At 34.4% G+C, this 22,785-nt stretch carries 12 protein-coding genes; 4 read left to right on the top strand and 8 right to left on the bottom strand.

The features are described 5' to 3' along the window. Positions 1 to 4,091 (bottom strand): M14 family zinc carboxypeptidase (locus IEV10_RS14245; RefSeq protein ID WP_188375410.1); only part of this gene is annotated, 4,091 nt, incomplete at its 3' end. Positions 4,092 to 4,401: 310 nt separating this feature from the next. Here IEV10_RS14245 and IEV10_RS14240 point away from each other — a divergent pair. Beyond that, on the top strand, positions 4,402 to 10,419 hold the full coding sequence (locus IEV10_RS14240) for a PKD domain-containing protein (protein WP_188375409.1): 6,018 nt from the start codon (positions 4,402 to 4,404) through the stop codon (positions 10,417 to 10,419). A 9-nt stretch (positions 10,420 to 10,428) separates the two neighbouring features. Further along, the gene (locus tag IEV10_RS14235) at positions 10,429 to 11,427 is read left to right on the top strand and encodes a PorP/SprF family type IX secretion system membrane protein (RefSeq protein WP_188375408.1); all 999 of its coding nucleotides are present in this window, start codon (positions 10,429 to 10,431) and stop codon (positions 11,425 to 11,427) included. Between the two features lie 361 nt (positions 11,428 to 11,788). Here IEV10_RS14235 and IEV10_RS14230 read toward each other — a convergent pair whose 3' ends face one another. The 7 genes from IEV10_RS14230 to IEV10_RS14200 are packed head-to-tail and all read right to left on the bottom strand — an operon-like array spanning position 11,789 to position 18,652. Continuing rightward, positions 11,789 to 12,304, bottom strand: a complete 516-nt coding sequence (locus IEV10_RS14230) for a hypothetical protein (protein WP_229719738.1) — start codon at positions 12,302 to 12,304, stop codon at positions 11,789 to 11,791. Continuing rightward, positions 12,291 to 13,502, bottom strand: coding sequence for a PilN family protein (locus IEV10_RS14225; RefSeq protein WP_188375407.1), 1,212 nt, complete (start codon positions 13,500 to 13,502; stop codon positions 12,291 to 12,293). Before IEV10_RS14225 ends, IEV10_RS14230 begins: the two co-directional genes overlap by 14 nt. After that, positions 13,502 to 15,664, bottom strand: a complete 2,163-nt coding sequence (locus IEV10_RS14220) for a type II secretion system protein GspD (RefSeq protein ID WP_188375406.1) — start codon at positions 15,662 to 15,664, stop codon at positions 13,502 to 13,504. Before IEV10_RS14220 ends, IEV10_RS14225 begins: the two co-directional genes overlap by 1 nt. Before the next feature lie 3 nt (positions 15,665 to 15,667). Beyond that, a complete protein-coding gene (locus tag IEV10_RS14215) occupies positions 15,668 to 17,077 on the bottom strand; it encodes a GspE/PulE family protein (RefSeq protein ID WP_188375412.1) in 1,410 nt (469 codons plus the stop codon). Further along, positions 17,074 to 17,553 carry a hypothetical protein gene (locus IEV10_RS14210; protein WP_229719735.1) on the bottom strand — a complete coding sequence of 160 codons (480 nt, stop codon included), beginning with the start codon at positions 17,551 to 17,553 and terminating at the stop codon, positions 17,074 to 17,076. Before IEV10_RS14210 ends, IEV10_RS14215 begins: the two co-directional genes overlap by 4 nt. Further along, positions 17,553 to 17,966 (bottom strand): general secretion pathway protein GspG, encoded by a 414-nt coding sequence (locus tag IEV10_RS14205; RefSeq protein ID WP_188375405.1) that lies wholly within the window; start codon positions 17,964 to 17,966, stop codon positions 17,553 to 17,555. The genes IEV10_RS14210 and IEV10_RS14205 overlap by 1 nt, the downstream gene beginning before the upstream one ends. Positions 17,967 to 17,974: 8 nt before the next feature. Further along, positions 17,975 to 18,652, bottom strand: a complete 678-nt coding sequence (locus IEV10_RS14200; protein WP_188375404.1) for a response regulator — start codon at positions 18,650 to 18,652, stop codon at positions 17,975 to 17,977. A 253-nt stretch (positions 18,653 to 18,905) separates the two neighbouring features. Between IEV10_RS14200 and IEV10_RS14195 the strand changes: the two genes are divergently transcribed. Next, a complete protein-coding gene (locus IEV10_RS14195) occupies positions 18,906 to 22,262 on the top strand; it encodes an RHS repeat protein (protein ID WP_188375403.1) in 3,357 nt (1,118 codons plus the stop codon). Between the two features lie 20 nt (positions 22,263 to 22,282). Continuing rightward, on the top strand, positions 22,283 to 22,684 hold the full coding sequence (locus IEV10_RS14190) for a hypothetical protein (RefSeq protein ID WP_188375402.1): 402 nt from the start codon (positions 22,283 to 22,285) through the stop codon (positions 22,682 to 22,684). The last annotated feature ends 101 nt before the right edge of the window (positions 22,685 to 22,785 follow it).

Below are 22,785 nucleotides of genomic sequence, written 5' to 3'. Positions count from 1 at the left end.
GCAATCGTTGGAGTGCCTAGCATTACGCCCGTAGCCTCACAAGATGCATTGGCATCCACAGTGACATCTGCAGGAGCAGTAATGGTTGGATTTGTATTATCTTCATAATTATAAACTTGTGTAGCTGTAGTCGAATTACCATTACCATCATCAAATGTCCATGTTACGGTAGTAGAACTACCTTCTACATAGTTTAAGGTATCAGATGTAGTACCATTTATAGTTCCTGCACAGTTATCTGTAGTAGAAGGGATAGATAATGTTCCATTGCAATCGATAGTTATAGCCGATAATGTTGGAGTTACAGGAGCAGTGATATCATCAACTACAATATTTTGAGTTTGTGTAGAAGTGTTTCCATTACCATCATCAAATGTCCATGTTACGGTTGTTGTTCCTTGTGTAGAGCTCGTTAGAGCATTTGTAGTCGTACCTGTAATTGTTCCGCCACAGTTATCTGTAGCTGTAGGTGCACTACCAGTAATAGTTGCAGAACACTCACCAGTTGTATCAGGAAGTGTCATCGCATCTGGCACAGGTGCTAAATTATCAACTACAGTTACAGTAGCTGTAGCTGAATCAGATCCATTATCATCAGTAACTGTTAATGTTACTGTATTAGCACCTATATCAGCACAAGTAAATGAAGTAACATCGGTATCAAAAGTTAATATCCCCGTACCAGTACTGCCATTATTTACTGCATCTTCGGCAATAGTGGCATTACCAGAAGCATCTAGGTTTACAGATATATTTTGAGTAATAACGGTTGGCCCTAAAGGAGCAACGTCAGATGTTATATTGATATAGTCAATAGCCATATCTGTTCTAAAAGGAGCATCTGGTGGATTTGTTCCTGCAAATGTAGGAGTAGTACCTTTGAACCTTAATTTTATAACTTGATTATTATAAGCTATTAGACTTACATTCCTTTCCAACCATGGGTCTGTTTGATTTGGATGTTGTTGTCCACTAAGTGTATTTATAGTAGTCCAAGTTGCACCAAAATCGGTACTAGCTTCAACTTCTAAAGTACCCATATCTGTTCCGTGCATGTGATAGCGGAAAGAAAAATTTCCATTTTCGCGACCAGTTAAATCTATACATGGACTTTCAAAAAATACAGTACTATTTGGCCCAGGATTTTGTCCTAATGTACCCTCAACATACATGTAAAAATTATTAGCTTCTTGTGTAGCAGGGTTATTTATATCAAACCCTCCATTAGGTCCAGTAGGTCCTGAAGGTGTTCCGTTAGCATCTCTTGTCCATATACCATCATCGTTAGTAGGTTGTTCCCATAGACCTTCTCCCGTTTCAAACTCTTCTATATAAGGATAAGTTGAGATTGAATTAATACAAGGGTCTATAGTTGTAAATACTTCAGAAGCAGAGAAAGAAGACGTTGTTGTGTTACATCTTGTAGCCACCTGCACTTCATACTCTGTTGAAATATCTAAACCAGTTAAGGTTTGGGATGTTACAATAATATCTGTAATGTTTGTCCATACAGAAGTTCCTGTTTCTCTATATCTTAAATCGTATGTTGCTGAAGGAATAGCATCCCAAGTTACATCTGCGCTAGTACCTCCAATATTGCTAACAGTTAGATTTGTTGGAGAGTTGCTTGCATCACATGGAATTGGTTTTGTATTTATGATTTTAAAATCGTCAAAATAAAAACCTTCTCCAATTGCTGAATAGTTTTCAAATCTATTGTTATTATCAGATCTAAATCTAAATCTAAATTGAGCACTACCTGCTCCTAATAAGAAGCTGTTGTTGGTAGCGTCAATGACAATTTCTTCCATTACCCATTTATCCATTCTATCACCATCATATAATAAACCATCACTATTACTTGCCTGGAAACTACCTGATGACGTTTTTTCTCTGTGACCATTTGTATCGGAAGTTGAATTGGGTTTTGTATATTTTCCACATAAAGAAGTCCAATTAGTTCCGTTTGTAGAACCTTGAATTTCAACAAAATCGTAATTACGTTCTAAATCCCACTTTGTATAAAATTGTAATAACACTTCATTAGCTCCTGATAGATTGTAGCTCGAAGTAGTGGTAAGTGTTTTAGTTGCACCATTAGCATAAGAAGTTGAGTTATTATCTCTTATTGCTGTTGTTCCAGAGTACACATTACTAGGATTTCCAGAATTGGTAATAATATTCCAACCTCCAGAAGCATTCCAGTTTGTTATACCGTCATTATCTGGATTATCATTCAGTAAAACACTTGGTTGATAATATTTTTCAATATTAACGTCATAAAAAACAACACCTTGGCTGTCGCTAAGCTGAACTCGGTATTCAATTTTATCATTTGGCTGAATAGATGCGTTTAAAACTATTTGAGACTGGACATCAGCTTGTTCTAAAATATCAAGTGTTTGTGTTGGTACGTTAGCAATACTTACTATGTTAGAAGAAACAGGAGTAATGGTTAAGTTAAAGTCGGCAGTTTTATTTGTTTCGTTATCGTTAAATTGACCAACACGTTCAATACCAAAAGTTAAGTTAGATGTCGTAGTACTAATATCACTTTGTGTTAAGTCATGAAATTTTGCATAACGCCCACCATGGTATATAGAGGTTAAAGAGAGTCTCATAGCTCTTTCAGCTATCGGTATAATATCATTCGCAGGTGGCCAAAACCCAGAATCTCCGTGTTCTGGGGTTGTTGCTAATATATTTCTTTCTGAACCAAAGGAACCGTTTCCATCTGCATCAGATGGGTTTGTTGTAGGGCTACCTACCATCCAGTCATCTGCAATTCCATTTGCTGCAGAAAATATTGTAGCACCAGAGACATATCTGTTATATCTGGTCATGTCTTCATGCCATTTATGCATCTCATCTTCTCGCTCAGAGACTTGACCAGGAATACCCCCATAGGGGTGAGGAAGAGAGTTTGCAAATCCATGATTCATTAAAACTGTTTGAAAATCTCTCGATAACACAAAATTTCTTAAAATTTTAGATTCAGGTTCAGAAAACGCATAAGGTCCTCTATATGTGTCATCAGAAGCGGTTCCTGAAGAGCCGCTACCAGCCGAACCAAATAGATAATCGAAGTTTCTATTTAAGTCTACACCTCGCCTATTATTAAAACCAGTATTAGCATCAGGTCTTAAATTTTTACGTTGTAGACCACCGCCGGATGGATTAATAACCTCATTCCAACGTAATCCATCAGGATTAACTACTGGGATAAAGTATAGTTCGTTATTATCAACTAAATTTTTAACAGCATCGTTAGTCGCATAGTTTTCTAATAAATACCACATAAAGTATATATTACTCATTAAGCTACCAACTTCTCTTGAATGAATCATTGACGTAAATAATATCTGCGGTTTGCTACCTTCAGCAGAGGATTGATCACCAGTGATTCTTACATAATGTATAGTTTGTCCACTCCAAGTTGTACTACCAAAAGAATTACCCCAGGTAACAGTTGGGTCTTCTGGTTGGCCACCTTGATCTGTTTGGCCTACGTATTGGGCTGGAACAGCACTTGACGCATCCAAAAGTGCAGATACTTGATTAGGGAAGAGATTATTCATTTCAACCATTTCGCTAAGCACTTGGTCTAATCTTAAACTTGTACCCATTGTTAGCGGTGTACCAGTCCCTGTTTCGTAATAATCAAAATTTGTTGGAGTTGTCCAATTGATTTCATCACAACCAAAGTACTCCAGGTAATTATCTAAATTTATACTAGCAGTTGATCTTTGCTGAACTCCAGAGATATTATCTGGAATTCTATTAACTGTAGATATTGCAGCATTTTTTGTGCGTTGCATTCGCTCTACATAAAAAGAAGTTAAATCATCTATCTTAACAGTATAACTTATGCCTAAACTTTCAATAATCTTTATTTCATTAGGACCTAAGTCCATTAAAATATTATTATTCTCTATTTTAGAACCACAATGAAAGTCGATTCCTTTCTCAATAAGTCTATTAATATTAACTTGATTATTGTCAATACTAATTCTTTTTGAAGATTCTTGAGAAAAAGCGGTTTGTGCTAAGGCAATAAATGCCCATAGAATAGCGAGGGTAATTCTTTTCATTAGATTTGGGTTTTAAATGAATCGCCACAAATATATAATAAAATATATAATAAAATCTTAAAAAACATCGATAAAAAGCAAAAAAAATAGATTAAGTGTGTTTTTGTTTTTATTTTTAATTGATTATCAGCAATTTGCGAATAAGATAAATTTCAATTAATTTCAACATTATTTTTACAACTGTATAATAACCCCCAATTATTCAGAATTGATTAGTTTTTACTTATAAGTCATGCAGAATAGGTGTTTCAAAATAAAAAAGGGAAAGGTTAAAGCAGTTACTTTAACTCTCCTTACCTGTTTTTGTGTTATGTTGCCTTTTTTAGATTTTGCAAAAGGTGTAGCTTATAATTCAGATATAGCCAATCTTGATTTTGCTTTGTTTCACAGACAATTTCCTCCAGATGCAATTATAACAGGTACCACCACTGCTTGTCTAAATGAATCGCCAGAGCCAGAAATTACTTTTACAGGTTCTGCAGGTGTCACTCCATATACGTTTACTTATACCATAAATGGAGGTGCAAATCAGACCATATCTACAGTTGGTACTGATGATAGTATTTCTATTTCTGTTAATACAAGTACTACAGGTAGTTTTGTGTATGAATTAGTTTCGGTATCTGATAACAATGGAGACTCAGAATCTGCTTCAGGTTCTGCAACAATTACTATTGTTGATCCACCATCAGTTAGTTTTACTTTTAATGACAATCAATGCTCTGGTTTGCCGGTGAGTTTTACACCGACAATAACTGGTAGTGGACCGTTTACATTTAATTGGAATTTTGGAGATGGCGCATCTTCCACACTTCAAAATACGTCACACATATATGACGCTGAAGGTTGTGGAACTAGCCTTTTTAGTGCATCTCTTACTGTTACTGATAGTAATAACTGCTCTACGACTGTTTCAGAACTAATAACAATAGAAGAAAGGCCAGACATAAGCTTTGAAGATTTAGATGCTGGTTTTGGAATACCATTTGACAATTGTGGGAATAATGCCACTGATCCAAATTATACAATAAATGTTGGAAATACATCTGCTTCTACTGCTTGCGTTTCTTCTTACAATGTAGATTGGGGAGATGGTTCATCTGCAACAGGTATTACTTTTCCGGCGACACATACATATACACAACTAGGTTCTTTCAATGCTGTTATTACTGGAATAGGAAATAATGGTTGTGTTTCTAATGAAACTATAATTATTAGAAATTCTAGCAATCCCACTGGCGCTATAGAAACGCCTGGAAATACAGTTAATCTATGTATACCTAATACCAATTTGCAATTTACAATTGGTTCATGGGGTACTAACCCTCCAGATACAGTATATACAATAGATTATGGAGATGGGACCGAAGTAGTCATCAATCAAGCCGATATGGAAAGTTCTGTTTTTTACGATGCTGCGGATCCAGCATCTTCTCAGAATTTCCCTATTCCTCATACTTACACTGAGTCTAATTGCCCTGAACCAAGTTACACTGTGGCTTTAAATATAATGACATCATGTGGTGAATCTAATTTAACAGCCGGCCCTATAATTATATTGAGCCAGCCAACACCAAATTTTGAATTTGACAGCCCTGGATGTGTCAATACACAAGTACAATTTACAAATACAACAGAAGGAGGATTTGGTCCTAATTGTTCTGAAAATGCTGCACATTCGTGGGATTTTGGTGATGGTAATACATCTACAGATGAAAGTCCCTCTCATACTTATACCACGCCAGGTACTTATACAGTAACGCTTACAGAAGAGAATTTTTGTGGTGTTTCTCCGCCAATTTCTCAGACGATTTGTATTGAAGCAGAGCCAACTGCTGCATTTACCTTAGACAATATTGAAGGATGTATACCTTTTGATGTTAATGCAACAAATACTACGAATGTTTCTCAGTTTTGTGGCGCAGAAACCTATTTATGGGAAATTACATATACACCCGAATTTTGTGGTACTGCAGAATCATGGACATTTACTAATGGTACAGATGAGAATTCAGTAAATCCGTCGTTTCAATTTAATTCTGCAGGTCAATACAATATGCAATTAACAGTTACTAATTCTTGTGGAGATAACATTACAAATCAAACCATACAAGTCAAGCAGCCTCCTAATGCTACTTTAGATGCAGTTGATGATGCTTGTGGACCAGTTTCTATTACTCCAGTGGCTACAGTTGATGCTTGTGCTCCAGCAACTGAAGTAGTGACCTATAGTTGGTCTTTTCCAGGAGGTACTCCGGCGACTTCTAATCAATTAGACCCAGGAATTATTGACTATAGTTCTGTGGGGGGTTATACAATAACTTTTAGTGTCACAAATTCTTGTGGGACAACTACAGTTACAGAAGATTTTTCAATAAGTCAAATACCTACGATAACAAACACTAATTTAACTCAAACCATATGTTCTGGAACAGATTCTAATGAAATAATGTTAACGTCTGACACGCCAAATACAACATATATATGGACCTCAAATAATCCACCAGGGCTATCTGGTTTTATTGACTCTGGTACAACAGACACCATACCCGTTCAAACATTAGTAAATTCTACTACAGCAGATATAACACTTGTGTATACCGTAACTCCTGAAGTTAATGGATGTATAGGGACACCAGTTGATTTTGAAATTACGGTGCAGCCCGCACCCACAATTACAAACCAACCATTATCTGATCAAGTTTGCTTAAACGGTCTTGCTAATAATCTTACTGTAACTATACAAGGAAGCGGGACACCTACTTACCAATGGTTCCAAAATACTATAGACGATAATACTTCTGGTACAGCAATGCCGGGAGAGACATCTGCTACTTTTTCGCCACCAACAAATACATTGGGTACAATTTATTATTATGTTGTAATTACTTTCACAACAGGTGGTTGCGGTAATCTAGTTTCTGATACAGCTGAGGTTGAGATTACTGATTCTGCCCAAATAGATACTGAACCTCAAAATAGTCAATCTATATGTTTGGGAGGTACAGCGGATGAACTCGAGATACAAGTTTCTGGAGGTTCAGGCACAGCAACATATCAATGGTTTTCAAATACCACAAATTCTAATACAGGAGGAACTCTAATTCCTGGTGCCAATTTGCCGACGTATACACCGCCAGCTTTTAATACTATTGGGACGTTCTATTATTATGTTGAAGTGACCTATAGCGCAAGTGGCTGCGCAGCATTATTAAGTAGTGTGTCAGAAATTGTTGTTGTCGATGATCCAGTCATAACAATGCAACCAATAAGTTCACAAAGTTTATGTCTTAATGCGCCTCCTCAAAGCCTGGAAGTACAAGTATCTGGTGGACTGGGTAATATTACTTACCAATGGTATGTAAATACTGTAAATAGTAATACAGGAGGTACGCTTATAGCTGGAGAGAATCAACCATTATTTACGCCACCTTCAAATACAGTAGGCACGTTTTATTATTATGTTGTTATTACCCAAGATGTTTCAGGTTGTGAAGTGATAAGTGATGTTTCAGAATTGGAAGTTAATAGTAGTGCTCAATTCGATTTGCAACCAATTTCAAATGAGATATGTCTTGGCGATACGACTCCTGCCTTAGAAGTATCATTCACTAATGGTACTGGAACACCTACTTATCAATGGTATGAGAATACAATTGATGATACCACAAGCGGAACAGCTATTCCTGGAGCAAATATGCCTACATATAATCCCGATGTAAGTAATGTAGGGACTACATACTATTATGCGATTCTTACTTTTACAGTAGGCGGATGTCCTGAGATTATCTCTAATACTGCTGAGATTATTGTAAACCAAACACCTCAAATTTCAGATGCTGTATTACTAATTTGTAGTGATAATGCGTTTCAGTTTATTCCTGACATTGCCAATGGCGATATAGTACCTGCAAATACTCAATATACGTGGACTTCACCAACAATTACCCCAGCTGGAGTAGTTACTGGGGCATCAGCGCAAACAAGTCCAGTGACAAATGTCTCACAAGTTTTAGTAAACACAAGTTCAAATCCAGCAATTGTTACATATACTGTAACACCTTTATCAGGAATTTGCCAAGGTGTATCTTTTGAGGTTGAGGTGACAGTAAATCCCTCAATTTCAATTTTAGATCAAGTTACTAATAGCCTTTGTTTCAATTCTAATTCTGGCTCAATAGATATTACTATTTCTGGAGGTGTTCCGTTTACTACAGGTAATCCCTATAATATTACATGGTCAGGGCCAAATGGATTTACAAGTACAGATGAAGATATTAGTAATCTAGAACCTGGTCAATATATTGTCGATATACTAGATGATGGTGGTTGTCCATTCACTCAGTCATTCATTGTTACTGAACCTGATGAATTGGTTTTTACTTCAATTGATTTCGACCCAAACAGCATATCATGTTTTAATGCAAATGATGGCCAGATAGGCATAGATATAGGTGGCGGAACCCTACCTTATATATTTTCTTGGACATTAAATGGAGCGCCTTTTTCTACAGATGAAGATTTATCTAATCTAGGTCCAGGAAATTATTCCGTTTCAGTTACTGATGGTAACGGTTGTGGACCAATAACTCAAGATTTTAATATCATTGAGCCGCAAGAATTAGATGTGGTCTTAAATACACAAGTTAATGTTCTGTGTTTTGGAGAATCTACAGGTGCTATTTCAGTTTTAATAAGTGGAGGAAGACCAGACTATTCGTATTCTTGGATTGGACCAAATGGATATACAAGTACCAATCAAAATATTTCAGGTCTTGAATTTGGTATATATGATTTAACAGTAACCGACGATTCTAATTGTGTGGATACACTTCAGGTTGAAATCTTTCAAAACCCACAAATAGATATTGATGTCACAGTAACACAAGTGGAGTGTTTTGGAGATAATGATGGCTCAATTGTAATTAATACTATTACGGGTGGAGTAGCACCTCACGATATCGCTTGGAGTAATCTAGGTACTGGAATGCAACAGACAGATTTATCTCCAGGGACATATACAATAACTATTACTGATGCTGAGAATTGTCAACGTGATTTCCCCATCGTTATAGATGATGTGCCTGTTTTTGATGTTAACCCTATAGTAACACAAATGTCTTGTTCGGGCGCAAATGATGCAAGTATAAATCTTAATTTTATTGGAGGAGTAGACCCCGTGAATTTAGTATGGAGTGATGGTTCTCCTGATGGTACAGAACGGAATAATTTAGCCCCAGGAACATATACAGTAACAATTACTGATGCTACGACCTGTATTATTCAAGAGAGTTTCACAATTTTCGATATCCCACCTTTATCACTATCTGCTAATGTGACTAATGCTTTGGATTGTGATAATGCCAATAGCGGAGCAATAAATCTTATAGTCCAAGGTGGCTCCGCACCATATACGTTTTTATGGTCTAATGGAGAAGTTACAGAAGATCTAGATGATATTGGTCCTGATACGTATTCCGTTACAGTAATTGATGCAAATGGCTGTGATGTTGAACAAAGTTGGACGGTTAACAGATTTGATCCTTTACAATTAGAAGTAATTACTAATTCTGAACCTGATTGCGACACAGGTGTTGTTAATCAGTCTTTTGAGGCTGTTGCTTCTGGTGGAGTACCTCCATTTACATACAGTTGGTCTAGTGGTACGGTTACAGGTCCAAATAACGAGTTTATGACGACAGACCTTACTGGTTTAGTAGTTTTGAGTGTTGTTGATGGTCAGGGATGTGATTTTGAAATTACATTCGATGTTGAGGCTATTGAGTTTGGCGGTGATGTAGATTTTTCGGTTTCTTCATTTGCGTTTTTAAATTTTGGAATTTATTCTATTGAAGACCCCATTCAATTTACTAATGAGGCAACAGGAAATTTTGAAAGTATTTTGTGGGATTTTGGAGATGGGAGTTTTTCGACTGAAGAGAATCCGACACACATCTATTCTTCGGTTGGTAATTACGTTGTTACTCAGACAGTGACATATCCTTTTGGATGTGTTTATACCTTAGTAATTACGTTAATAGTAGAAAAAGGGTATGAGTTAATTGTACCAGACGCTTTTACACCAAATGAAGATAATCTAAATGACTTTTTTAGACCAGAACAACGAGGCTTAAATAACCTTGAATTGCGAATTTATGATACATGGGGAAGTGTTGTTTTTACTGAAAAGGGCGATTCTATTCAAGGTTGGGATGGAAAAGTGAAAGATGAAATTGCAGAAAATGGGAATTACTATTATACATTCTCGGGCACGACATTTTATGGTAAAGAAATTAAAAAGCAAGGCGCCTTAGTTTTTATTAAATAATTTTGATTAATGAAGTATTACCCTCTTATAATTTTTTGTTTACTAATGACTTTAAACGCTAGTGCACAGGATCCGATTTTTACGCAATCTACTTTTGTTCAAGAAACTATAAACCCAGCATTTTCAGGGTTTGAAGATAATGGACGCACACATTTGGGTATTCTACATCGCACGCAATGGCCAAATCTTAATTTAAAGATCAATTCTCAGTTTTTCTTTTGGAATAAATCATTTGACTATGGGCCTAGTTTAGGTTTTGGATTGGGTGTTACGGCATTGCGGCAGCATGAATCCTTTACCAATTATAGCCAAAACCAAGTTAATGTTAATTATGCTCATCGTGTTAATTTAAGAGGTGGATGGATTTTTAGACCAGCTGTAGATGTAGGTTTTGGCTTTAAAGATTTTCAGTTTAGTAACCTAACACTTGGTGATCAAATAAATATAAATACAGGAACTATTAGTCCAACGACAGTAGACCCTTTAGCTTTAAATAATGATAATGTCGTATTTGTTGATTTTTCTACAGGTTTTGTTTTTGAAAAAGAAGAAATTAATGGTGTTACCTATTGGTTTGGGGTTTCTGTAAAGCATCTTAATAGACCTAACATTTCTTTTGTGCAAGGTGATAATTTAGCGCTCGATATCTTTTATTCATTACATGGTAATTATCGTTTTCCTTTTTTAAATGATTATAGCATTATGATGACTGCTAACTATATGCAACAAGGCGAGTTTAATAGGTTAGACATAGGTAGTTTATTTCAAGTAAATCAGTTTTTGTTGGGCGTTACTGCTGCTACAAATCCTGCAAAAAATGGTGAAGATTCGCACTTATTAACGTCCATCAATGGTTTTATTGGTTTAGAGTATGAACGATTTAGATTTGGATTGTCTTATGATTTTAATACGACTCAAATTGGTCGCACCAATGGTGTTTATGAGCTGTCCGTTACTTATTTAACGGCGTGTCGAAGTTGTAATACGGATAGGAGTAGGAAACGTTAGCGTAATTAAATACAAAAACCAGTACCTATAAATGCTGGTTTGTTAATGTAACAAGATTGAGATTTGAACTCGAGACCTCAGGGTTATGAATCCAAATAATGAATATAAACAGCTGTTTTAAGGTCGTTTTTATTGCTAATTTTACTATGTTATGTTCCTAAACGTGTCGGTTGTGTGTTCACAATGTTAGATACTAAATTACTATTTTTTAGTATATAAAAAAGACTAATTCTGATAACATCTCCAACTAGTATTTTTTACCTTCCGTTTACACGTTTTCCAGATTTTGTTTTACCAGTGCATTGGAAAGCTATTGCTTTTTTTGTTATTAGCTGTAGGCTTACAAACTTTACATGTAAAATTATCCAAAACTTTTCAAATAGACTTTAGCTTTCAAGTATACTTTTCTAGTTTTCCTTAGCTTTTTCTTCTCAAATTGAAGATTGAGAATTTCGCCAAACTTAGTGTTTTGCTCTAAATGATGAACTAATTCAAGGATATTGTTATAATTGCCTTCTAATGTAAACTGGTACGTCTTGGCCAATAAGCCTTTTTCTTGAACCACATGAGGCGCTACAAAAGAGGTGAGCTGCACATTCTTTTCTTCAGAAATTCTATTAAGTGTTTTAAGAAGATTATGCTGAATAGAGCCTTTATTAATCTGAAATTTGGTCAATAAAGAATCATAATACTTCTCTCGTTTTTTTAGTATTGCCAATTGTGTAGGCATATCTTTATAAAGTTCAGATTGAATTTCTAGCTGTGAATATTCTTGTTTTAAATCTAAAGTCTTAGAAATTGCATATTTATAAGATACAAATACAGCAACACAGATAGACGCTATTAAATACCATATTTTTAGCTTAGACGTTTTCATTTATCTGAACTTTAATACTAAACTCTGATGTGTTATCGGCTGCTGATTCATAGTTGATAATATCGACCTTATTAATCCACTCTATAGCTTCAAGCTGTGCTAGCCAGATTGAGTAATGACTTGTATCAATTGAACTTCCGCTTATGACGAGTGCCCCTCTATTAATTATAATTGGTTTTGCAGTTTCTACCCTTTTCTGTAAGGGTTGAAAATTTAATTCTTTCAAGTTTATAGTACTTGGTAGTTTCTGAAGAATTGCATTGATATAAAATGAGGCTTTAGAATCTGCTGTGCTTTGAACATCTATAATCATCTTCTTTGATGTCATAACCTTTGCATTTAAATCAGTGACTTTTTTATTGGAACTCGTCATAAATTGAGAGACTTCTCTTAACTCATTAACCTCTGAAAAATAATGGTTAAAAAAAATGAAGTTAATTAATAGTGTTGCAAACAAAGCCACTATGCTAACTCCTATTCCCAATTTATACATACGTTGGTTTTTAAATTCTTTATCCAACTCTGATCGTTCCTCTTCATAATTATTAGAAAGATTATTATTTTCTAGGACTAGTGATAGTGCGCCAGAGCATCCTAAAACATATGCTGAAGGTATGTGTAATCCATTAATATCATAAACTTTAGACTGATTACTTGAGTATTTTTCTATGGCTTTAACCTGTTGTTTTTGGAGCTCAATTTTATATCTAGATGTGATAACCGCATCTGTATCATCAAAGAACTTTAGGGCATTAGAAATAGGTAGCACTCCTAAAGCAAAGTCAACTACAACGATTTTTTCACCCTGAAATGCCTTTAATATGTTATGGATAATATCTTTTCGACATATAGACACAAAAGCAATATCTTGCTGTTTAAGTACCTGAAAATAGAATTCGCCAATTTTTAGATTTGGAAAGGCGTCATTGACTAAAATGTGGTCTTCTTTTAAGAGGTTTCTGACCTGTTTTGTTAAAACATCAGATGTATTTATGACTGCAACTACTGGTTTTATTTTACCTATGGCTTTAGCCAAACGCTTTATATCTACCTCTGTATTTTGATAACTGAGATTTAGTTTTTTCTTAGACTTCTCTAGACCAATTGTAGTGTATTTGTATTCAGTGCCATGCATACTAACCTCAACCCCAAAATAGGTGTTCCCTCTAGTTACATATGCTTTAATATTCTGAATCATTAATTAATCACAGTAGGTTTTATAAAAACAGTCAGTTTAGATTTCCTAGCTTCTCTTTTTCGTTTACTAAAAAGCCATTTTATGACCGGAACCCTTGCTAAAAAAGGCACTCCAGACCCGCTATTATTTTTAAAGTTCTCTTCCAGTCCTCCTAAGACAGCTATATCTTGGTCTTTCATTCGTATGGTAGAAGAAAAATTACGGGAATTAATATCTGGTGGCGCATCTTCCGATATTCTGTTTCCAAAGCTAGATTGCACGACATTAATGTTAAGTAATACTTGACCATCTCCAGTAACAAAAGGCTTGATATCTAAACCCAATTTGGCATCTATAGGGAAGAAATTTCGTATCTCATTTGTTATAGGATTATCTGTCCCAAATGTATTTCTATCGGTTACCGCATAGTAAGATGTTTGCCCATTTGAAAATGAGGCTCTATGTCCATTTAATGTCGCCAATTTTGGGGTAGACTTTATCTTTAAATCACCATTAGTTTCCATGGCTTTTATGGTGGCGAAAAAGTTAGGAACCACTTGGCCAAAATTAAATGCCGATGTTGAGCTAAAACCATTAATGATTTTATTTATGGTTTTTGAACCTAAGGTGACATCTGCAGATGGAAATATACCGCCTTGTGTTGTAACTGGGGCATCTCCAATGCCCCATTCGATTCCTGTTTCAACCGTGTTGTTGACATTAGCCTCAACAATCATTACCTCTATGATAATCACAGGTATAGGTTTATCTATATGTCTTATAAAATCTTTAAAAAATTCAATTTTTGCGTCTGTTCCCGTAACATAAATACTATTGAGTTCTGTGTCAACTTTAAAATCTAAATCTTGCTTTACTTCTTGCGGAATTAAGCTTAATATATCTTTTTCTTCGCCTTCTACCTCTAAGGCATTTTGATTTTGATACGTTCTATCCAATGGTCTATTAGTATTACTAAAAGCTGGATTTGCTTGAGGATTAAACCTAACATTTCTATTAGATCTATTAAAATTATCTTGTACAACACTCGTGTTAATATCTGACTGTACCTCTGGCATCAAATTCACAGAACGGTGTCTCAGTTTTATAATTTCAACATTACGAACACTTAATTGACGTTCTGTTCCAAAGTAATAGATGTTATTTTCCTTCTTATACGTGAAGCGTTTAGCATTGGAAGATGACTTATTTTGACTATTAAGATTGGTTCTATTTGAGGATGTAACTGTAGGCTGAGATGAAGAAGGTTCTAAGATAGTCTGTTGCTCAAAAATTTTATTTAACAACTGGTCAAATGTGATGCTTTTTGCCCTAAACGTAACACTGCCAGCCTCTTTTAGTGGCGTTGCTGTAAACCTATCTATGGCTAAAGTATCACCTAACTGATTAACAATATCTTCTATACTTGTATTATTAAAATTGACGTTTAAAAGCTTATTACTTCTGTCCAATACTTCGAAAGCGACATTTGTATTAAGTCTACGGCTAAACACAGAATTTGCATTTGCCTCCTGATCTATAGAATTAAACACATAAAAATTATCATCCGTCTTATTAAAGCTCAAGTTATTGACTAAGGCTAATTTATGCATCGCTGTATCAAAATTTACAGCTCTCATATAGGCATTAATTTTTAAGGTTTCCATTCCAGGCGCAAACACTAAATTCTTTCCTGTAGCATCCATAATGGCCTTAAACACGTTATACAAATCATTGTCTTTTGCATCAATATCTATTTCATTGTACTGAGGCTCGTATACAATAGTTATTGGATGTTTTAAATTTTTACTATTGACTTCATAAGGCTTAACGGATAAAATACTTTCAGTAAACTCAATGGTTAAATTATATTCTTTACATAAGAACAGAATAACTGTAGCAACCTGAACATTTGAGAAATTATTGGCAATGACATTTTGCTCCATACCTGTAGCTACATTCATATTTACTTTATGAACATTAGATATCGCTAATAAGAAATTAGATAGAGATACATTATTAAGGGCTATATCTGTATTTAATACTTCTGTGAGACCTGGCGATGTTGTGGCTACTATTTCTAACTTATTCTTTAAGTCAGCAATGCGCTTGTCCGTATCTTGAGCATAACTTGCCTGAAAGATTAAAACAAAAAGAATACTATATATTAAAGCTTTATATCTCATAGATTAGGTATTAAGTAATGGATACACCTCTTCTAAAGATGTTAGTCCTTTCTTTACAAGTGTAATGGCATTTTCTTTTAGCGTCACAATTCCATTTTCTTTTAAATAGGCATCAATCTCCAAATCATTGGCTTTAATATATTTAAGTAATGTTGTGTTTATTGGAATGATCTCATAAATGGCTTTTCTACCATTATAGCCTGTATAAAAACAATTTGTGCATCCCACGGCTACACTATGCAACTTTAAATCTTCTGGCGCTTTAAAACTCATAGGAAAATCACTTGGATTTACCGCTTTTTCTTCCTTACAATCTGGACATAGCTTTCTTACTAAACGCTGTGCAACACTTACATTTAATGTACTTGCAATTAAAAATGAAGGGATACCCATATCCACTAATCGAGATACGGTTGCCCATGCAGAATTTGTATGAATAGTAGACAGCACCAAATGACCTGTAAGTGCTGCTCTAATGGCCATATTAGCAGTCTTAACATCACGTATTTCACCAACCATGATAATATCAGGATCTTGTCTTAAAAAGGTTCTTAAAGTGCTAGAAAAATCTAGCCCAATATTTTCTCGTAATTGCACCTGATTGATACCTTCAAGTGTATACTCAATAGGGTCTTCTATCGTTAAGATATTTGTTTTCTCATCATTAAGGAGTTTTAAGGTCGCATAAAGCGTGGTGGTTTTACCTGAACCTGTTGGCCCTGATATTAAAACAATACCATTTGGTTTTTTTACACAGTCTTGATAGGTTCTTAATTCTTCTTTTGTAAATCCTAAATCCTCTAATTGAATATGTTCTGCATCTTTACTTAAAATCCGAAGTACCATTTTTTCACCGTGTAATGTTGGTAATGATGACACTCTAATATCGTACTCCTCAGTAGGCGATTTAACACTTATTCTTCCATCTTGGGGCAGACGCTTCTCTGAAATATCTAAGCCTGCTTTTATTTTAAGCTTATTTATAATCACTGGATAGTCTTCTATTGGTACCACAAAATATTCCTTAAGCTTTCCATCCAATCTCAAGCGAACGCGGCATTTGGTCTCAAAAGCTTCAAAATGAATATCACTACTCCCTATGTTTTTTGCAGTCGCTAATAACTTCTCTAAAAAGTCATTACTGTAACTAAAACTTTGAGTGTCTTTCGACCTGCTTTTTCTAAAATTTAAGTTTAGATATTTATTAAGATTCTTAGGAGAGTCTTTTAATAGATTCACTTCTCGACCAAGCACTATACGAAGCTCCTGTTTCAAAGCTTCAGAATCTTCTTTAGATTTAAAACTAATAACCCCATTCTCATCAGATACTGGTACAACACCATAAGCATAGGCTTGTTCACTGCTGATAAGCTGAGTTAACTCTGCGGGTATTTTGTACGTATCTACCACTATATACTATATAATTTAGTGGTGATTCCTGTCCAAAATGAAATGTAAGTCAATAGAAAAAATAGACTCATATAGCCAGCAAGTGGTATCGTCTTTTCTTTCTGATGCGCTTTTAGTAGAACATGTAACACTAAAGAAAACACTAAAGAAAATACAAATACCATTATAAAAGACACAACCGAAAAACTGCCAATTAAACCAATAAACAGTAGTGCATCTCCTAAGCCAAAAACCTGATTCAAAGCCGTTTTTAGTTTAAATTTTGAATAGAGATACATGACGAAAAACAAAAGCCCTATAAACATGCTATTCAGCATAGCATTGACTAAAAATAATTCTGGAAGTGTATGACTATAAAATAAAACCCCTGTTGCCATCATAACTATTGGAAACAAAAACCAATACACTTTTCGTTCTTTTACATCTTGAAAGAGGATATAAATCAATGAAAGGACAAGTATGATTTTAAATACTATCATTAGTCTTTTACTTTTTCTTTTGCAATACCACTTTCGTCCATTTCCCAGACATTAAAAACACCATCACCATCAAAATCATTGATAGCTGTTGCTCTAGCTATAAAGGATGTGCCTGATGCACTTACAATTTCATAACTATAATTACTAGTGCCGTTTTCTTTAGTCGTTTTTGGAGGCTCAAAATCTAACTCATACATATCGGCTGAGTATTTTGAATACAGATACCTATAAGTGGTTTGTGTATTGTGTATGTATTTAAGCTGTAACTGCGCTTCAAGCGCTTTTGTCTTTGCAATCCGAGGCATTAAATTGGGTAAGGCCAGTAATAATAGAATGCCAATTATAGCAAGTACACCTAAAAGTTCTTGCATATTAAAGGCTTCAATTTTATGTTCTTCTCTAATGATTTTCATAATAATCGTTATATAAATCCTGCCAACTCTGCTTTTAATATTAAATCTCTATCACTACCGCCATCAACTTCAAATGTGGTTTTTAGATTACTTTTTCTGTGTTCTATAGCACTTTTAGACATATGAACAAGATTGGCTATCTCTTGTGTTTTTGCACCTTTATACAAATGGTATAGTAACTGACGATCGATCTTATCTAAAACAAAATTATGTGATATGTGCCGTCTTATTAATTGTTGAATTGCCTTACTATAATAAGGTGGCTCTTGAAGCACAGAATTTATAGCATCCAAAAGCTTTACATAAGTAATATCGCTTTTAATTAAGAAACCATCCGGATCCAAAGATTTAAGAATACTATTGAGTCTATAATTATTATTGTGAGAGGTAAACACCATAACCTTGACCTTAGGAAAAAGGCTCTTAATCTCAATTCCTAAATCTTCACCAGACAGGATACGTTTGTCTGTTGAAGGTGGTATAGATATATCTAGCAGAATTAAATCAAAAGGAATTGACTTAATGGCTCTATCAACCTCTTTTAAAGCTAAATCGCTATTTGTTGCAGACCTTATTTTGAAGTCATAAAGCCCATTAGAATCACTTATAGCATTCAAAGCGTTGGTTAGTACATCAATAATTAGAGGCTCATCCTCAACGATTAAAACATGGATTGGGTTACACATACATCATACTAAAAATGTGTCTATGATATAGACATATTAATCTATTACGAATCTAGATGATGTGTAATAATTATAATTAAGGAAAAACCTTAAAATAATTGAGGGAAATCCACAATGGGTATCAAAAATCGGATAATAAATTTACGTCCTAAAGAATACTTCCCGTATTGAAATGTGTGGATTTAACATAAAATTAGTATTCCTAAAATTTCAAACACCTGAAGATCAGAAGTTTAATAAAAATCTTACAAAAATGAAACAGCATCTAAGAACCTGCTTTAAAATGATAATGGCTTTTTTGCCCGTTATAGCCTTATCTCAAGAACTTCCTGAGGTCATACCTCCATCACCAACTGTAGCCAATTTAATGCATTTTGAAGAAGTGCCAGTGAGTCATTATACAGGACAGCCAGATATTACAATCCCTATCTTTAATAAAAAAATTAATTCTGATTTAAACTTCCCCATCGCCTTAAGATATGACACAAAAGGAATACAAGTTTATGGTGTTTCAGGCTGGACAGGAACAGGTTGGTCACTTAGTGCAGGAGGTGTTATTTCAAGAACTGTAAGAGATGTACCTGATGAGACCGTCAAAGGCACTTTGGCAAATAAAACAGGGATTCTTCATACTAGTGACTATTGGAACTATGATAATCTTACAAATGCTCAAAAAGATGAGTATCGTTATAAAGTAGTAGGTGGTAAATATGATAAATTTGACAATCAACTAGATTTATACCAGTTCAATTTCTTAAACTATAGTGGACGATTTGTGATAGTAAAAAATGGCGTTTTACTAGAGGCAAAACTAATTGATAATAGAAATAAGCTAAAAATCAATCTAAATTATACTACCGATTTTGCACTTACCAGCTTTGAAATTGTAGACTTAAAGGGTTACAGATATGTGTTTGATGTTTCTGAAACAACTACTACATCCTCTTCTTATGAATCTATACGTCAAGGCGAGGTATTTCCAAATGGCTCTGTCGAAACATCTACAGTAAAGACAGCTTGGCATTTATCAAAAGTATATACATCAAATAATATAGAAGTCTTAGAGTTAAATTATCAAACAAGCACAGAAGGCTACACAGGGGAGCCAATATACACATATAATAAAATAAGAACTCTAACCAACACAAATGATTTGTTATCAAATTCATATAATATAGGTATTCTTAGACCAAAAGAATCAATCTCTCAACAAAGCCACACAACAACCACAAAAAAACTATTATCAGCACATTTTAAAGATAGTACTTCTATTGAATTTACTGTAAAGTTAAACTCTCCTCATCCAGAGATGTCTAACAATAGTACTATTCTCGAGAACATTATTATTAAGGATAATGGTGTTGAAGATAAAAGGTACACCTTAGCTTATGAAGAGACTAATCGATTATGGTTAAAAAAGGTAACTGAGACTTCAAATGGACAATCACTGGATACAGAAATAAATTATAATAATAAGTCCGCATTACCTTATTTTACAAACCAAGGTGATTCTTGGGGGTACTACAGTGGTTTGGGTGAGGATACATCTAACTTTTGTGCAGCCTCAAGTTTTGACGAACAGTTGATTACTACAGGCCTTATAGAAAGTATTGTCTACCCAACTGGTGGTGTAAAAGAATTTGAATTTGAGCATAATAGCTTTTCGTATTATGGAGATGAACCTGTTCCATATGAGCATTATATGCAAAACCCAAAAAATACATCTAGTGCTCCAAGCATATTTATTGATAATCATAGTTATGTTCATCTCAGCTCATCATCACCAGATGTTATTACAACTTTTACTATTCCTTTTCAACAAGACGTTTACTTAACATCCTGGATAGATTATGCAAATTCTGATACACAATATATAAACGAGCACGTTCTAGCGATATCAAATGCCAATTTTTACTCACAGATAGATTTAGAGCAAAATTGCATAAAAATCCCTAATGTACCAGCAGGAACATATGATTTGGTATTAGCAATAAGAGATACTGAGCTACTTAATAGTTATACTATTCAAGGAGACTACAGAATCAATTACACTCAACAAGCATCTACTGTTAGGCATGAGGTTCTAGGTGGTGGAGTACGTATAAAAAATATAGTGTTTAGAGATGGCCCTTTAGCACAAATAAGTAAGCAAGTGGATTATGAATATTTAGACAATAATGATATTAATTCACTAAGAGCGTCCGGTGTAATAGATGCAAATGCTAATATGCTAGAAAAATCTCATTCGCTCACTACAACTAAATATTTGTTCGAAGATGCTGATTTTTGGTTTGATGAATTTAATCCAACAAATGTAACCTATGATGTCACTGTAAAAGGCAAAAATGTATTGACCTCGCAAGGAAGTCATGTAGCATATAAAAATGTTAGAGTATCAGAAAATAGTAATGGCTATACAACATACGACTTTACTTCTGCTTTCGAGTATCCATCTCCAGATGTTAGCCTTATACTTTACCCTGTTACCGCACCTCAACCCAACATTGATTTTAAGAGAGGGTTGTTAAAAAGTCAAAAAACTTATGAAGAGTCTGGTAAGATTTTAAAGGAAGTGAATAATACCCAATATGAATTTGTAGAAGAATTTGTATACAAAAAAAGAACACCTTTTAAAAGTGAAAGCTGCCCTTGGTTTCAATTTTATGACAATTATACTTTTTATAGTGGTAAACTAATTGATACTAATTTAGTCCCAACTTGTAGCGATTTTTCTCAACCCTGCTTTTCTCAAAGCCAAATGGATAACTGTGGTTTAATACCAGAGTTAACTACTGATTTTTATACGGGTATAGCTCAACTTAAAGACACCACTACTAAAGAGTATTTTTATGATGCTCAGAATAATCAAAGTATTAAAGAAACGCGTCAAACGTTTACTTACAATACAGATAATTATCTAATAGCAGAACAAGACACCTATTACAAGGTAAAAGGTGTTGATGAACATTTAGAAACTAAATATTACTATCCTGTAGGACCTTCACTTAATAGTAATTCTTCTACGATAAAAAATAAACTTATTATCAACAATAAGATTAATGAAATTTTAGAAACAGTTTCTTTTAGAAATGGTACACAAATAAGTGAGACCCATAATATCTATGATGATTTTGACACTTCATTAACTGATGATTTAATGCTCCCTAAGGAAGTAAAAGTTGGTAAAGGTTCATTAACTCCTGAAAAACGTATAGAGTTTTTAAAATACGATAGCTATGGTAATCCTACAGAAGTTAAAAAAACAGATGGCTCAACTATAGTATATCTCTATGGCTTTAACGGTTCTGTACCAGTGGCCAAAATATCTAATGCTAGTTTTTCATCTGTCTCTAGTGCACTTAGTGGTGTTACAACATTTTCTGGCAATATGAGTACAGCTCAAGAAAATAGTTTGCGTAATGCCTCTTCTCTTAATGATGCTATGATATCCTTTTATAGATACGACCCGCTTAAAGGCGTGATTAGTACTTCTGATGATAAAGGCTACACTACGAGTTATGAGTATGATGCCTTTAACCGTCTTAAACGGGTTAAAGATGCCCAAGGCAAAATCCTTGGTGAAAACACTTACCATTATAAAAATCAATAATACTTAAATCAAGCTTTATTATGAAAACGATATATATACTTCTTATAAGCTGCATGCTTTCAAGTCCTCTAATAGCACAATCGAATACATTTAATTTTTCACTGTCTAGCGATACTCTATCTATAGACAATCAGATTATCGAGCAAGATGTTACATTTATTAAAGACGGTAACTCTCTAAAATTTATACAACAGGTTGGAACTTCTACTATTGAGAAATCATTTACCATTAACAGCGTTGAAGGTGATTGGGATGTAGAAAACACTATTGGTAATCTTACCTTTTCTATAACCTATCAGACCTATAATGCTACATTTTCTCTTTTAGGCACATCAGAAGGTGTCCATGTAGAACTACTTGTTAATCAACCTAACCAGACCATTGATAACTTCATATTCAAGGACTGTTCTATTAACTACTAATCCAAAAATCATGAGATACATTAATAGTTTATTTTTAGAATTTATAAGAAAACAATTATGGGTTTTTATAATAATTGGTTTTAGTTTTGGATATAGTCAAA

Origin of the sequence: Winogradskyella haliclonae, assembly GCF_014635865.1 — a bacterium.
Taxonomy (GTDB): Bacteria; Bacteroidota; Bacteroidia; order Flavobacteriales; family Flavobacteriaceae; genus Winogradskyella; species Winogradskyella haliclonae.
The sequence above is the reverse complement of the archived record's forward strand: the minus strand, read 5'-3'. Positions and strand labels throughout refer to the sequence as shown.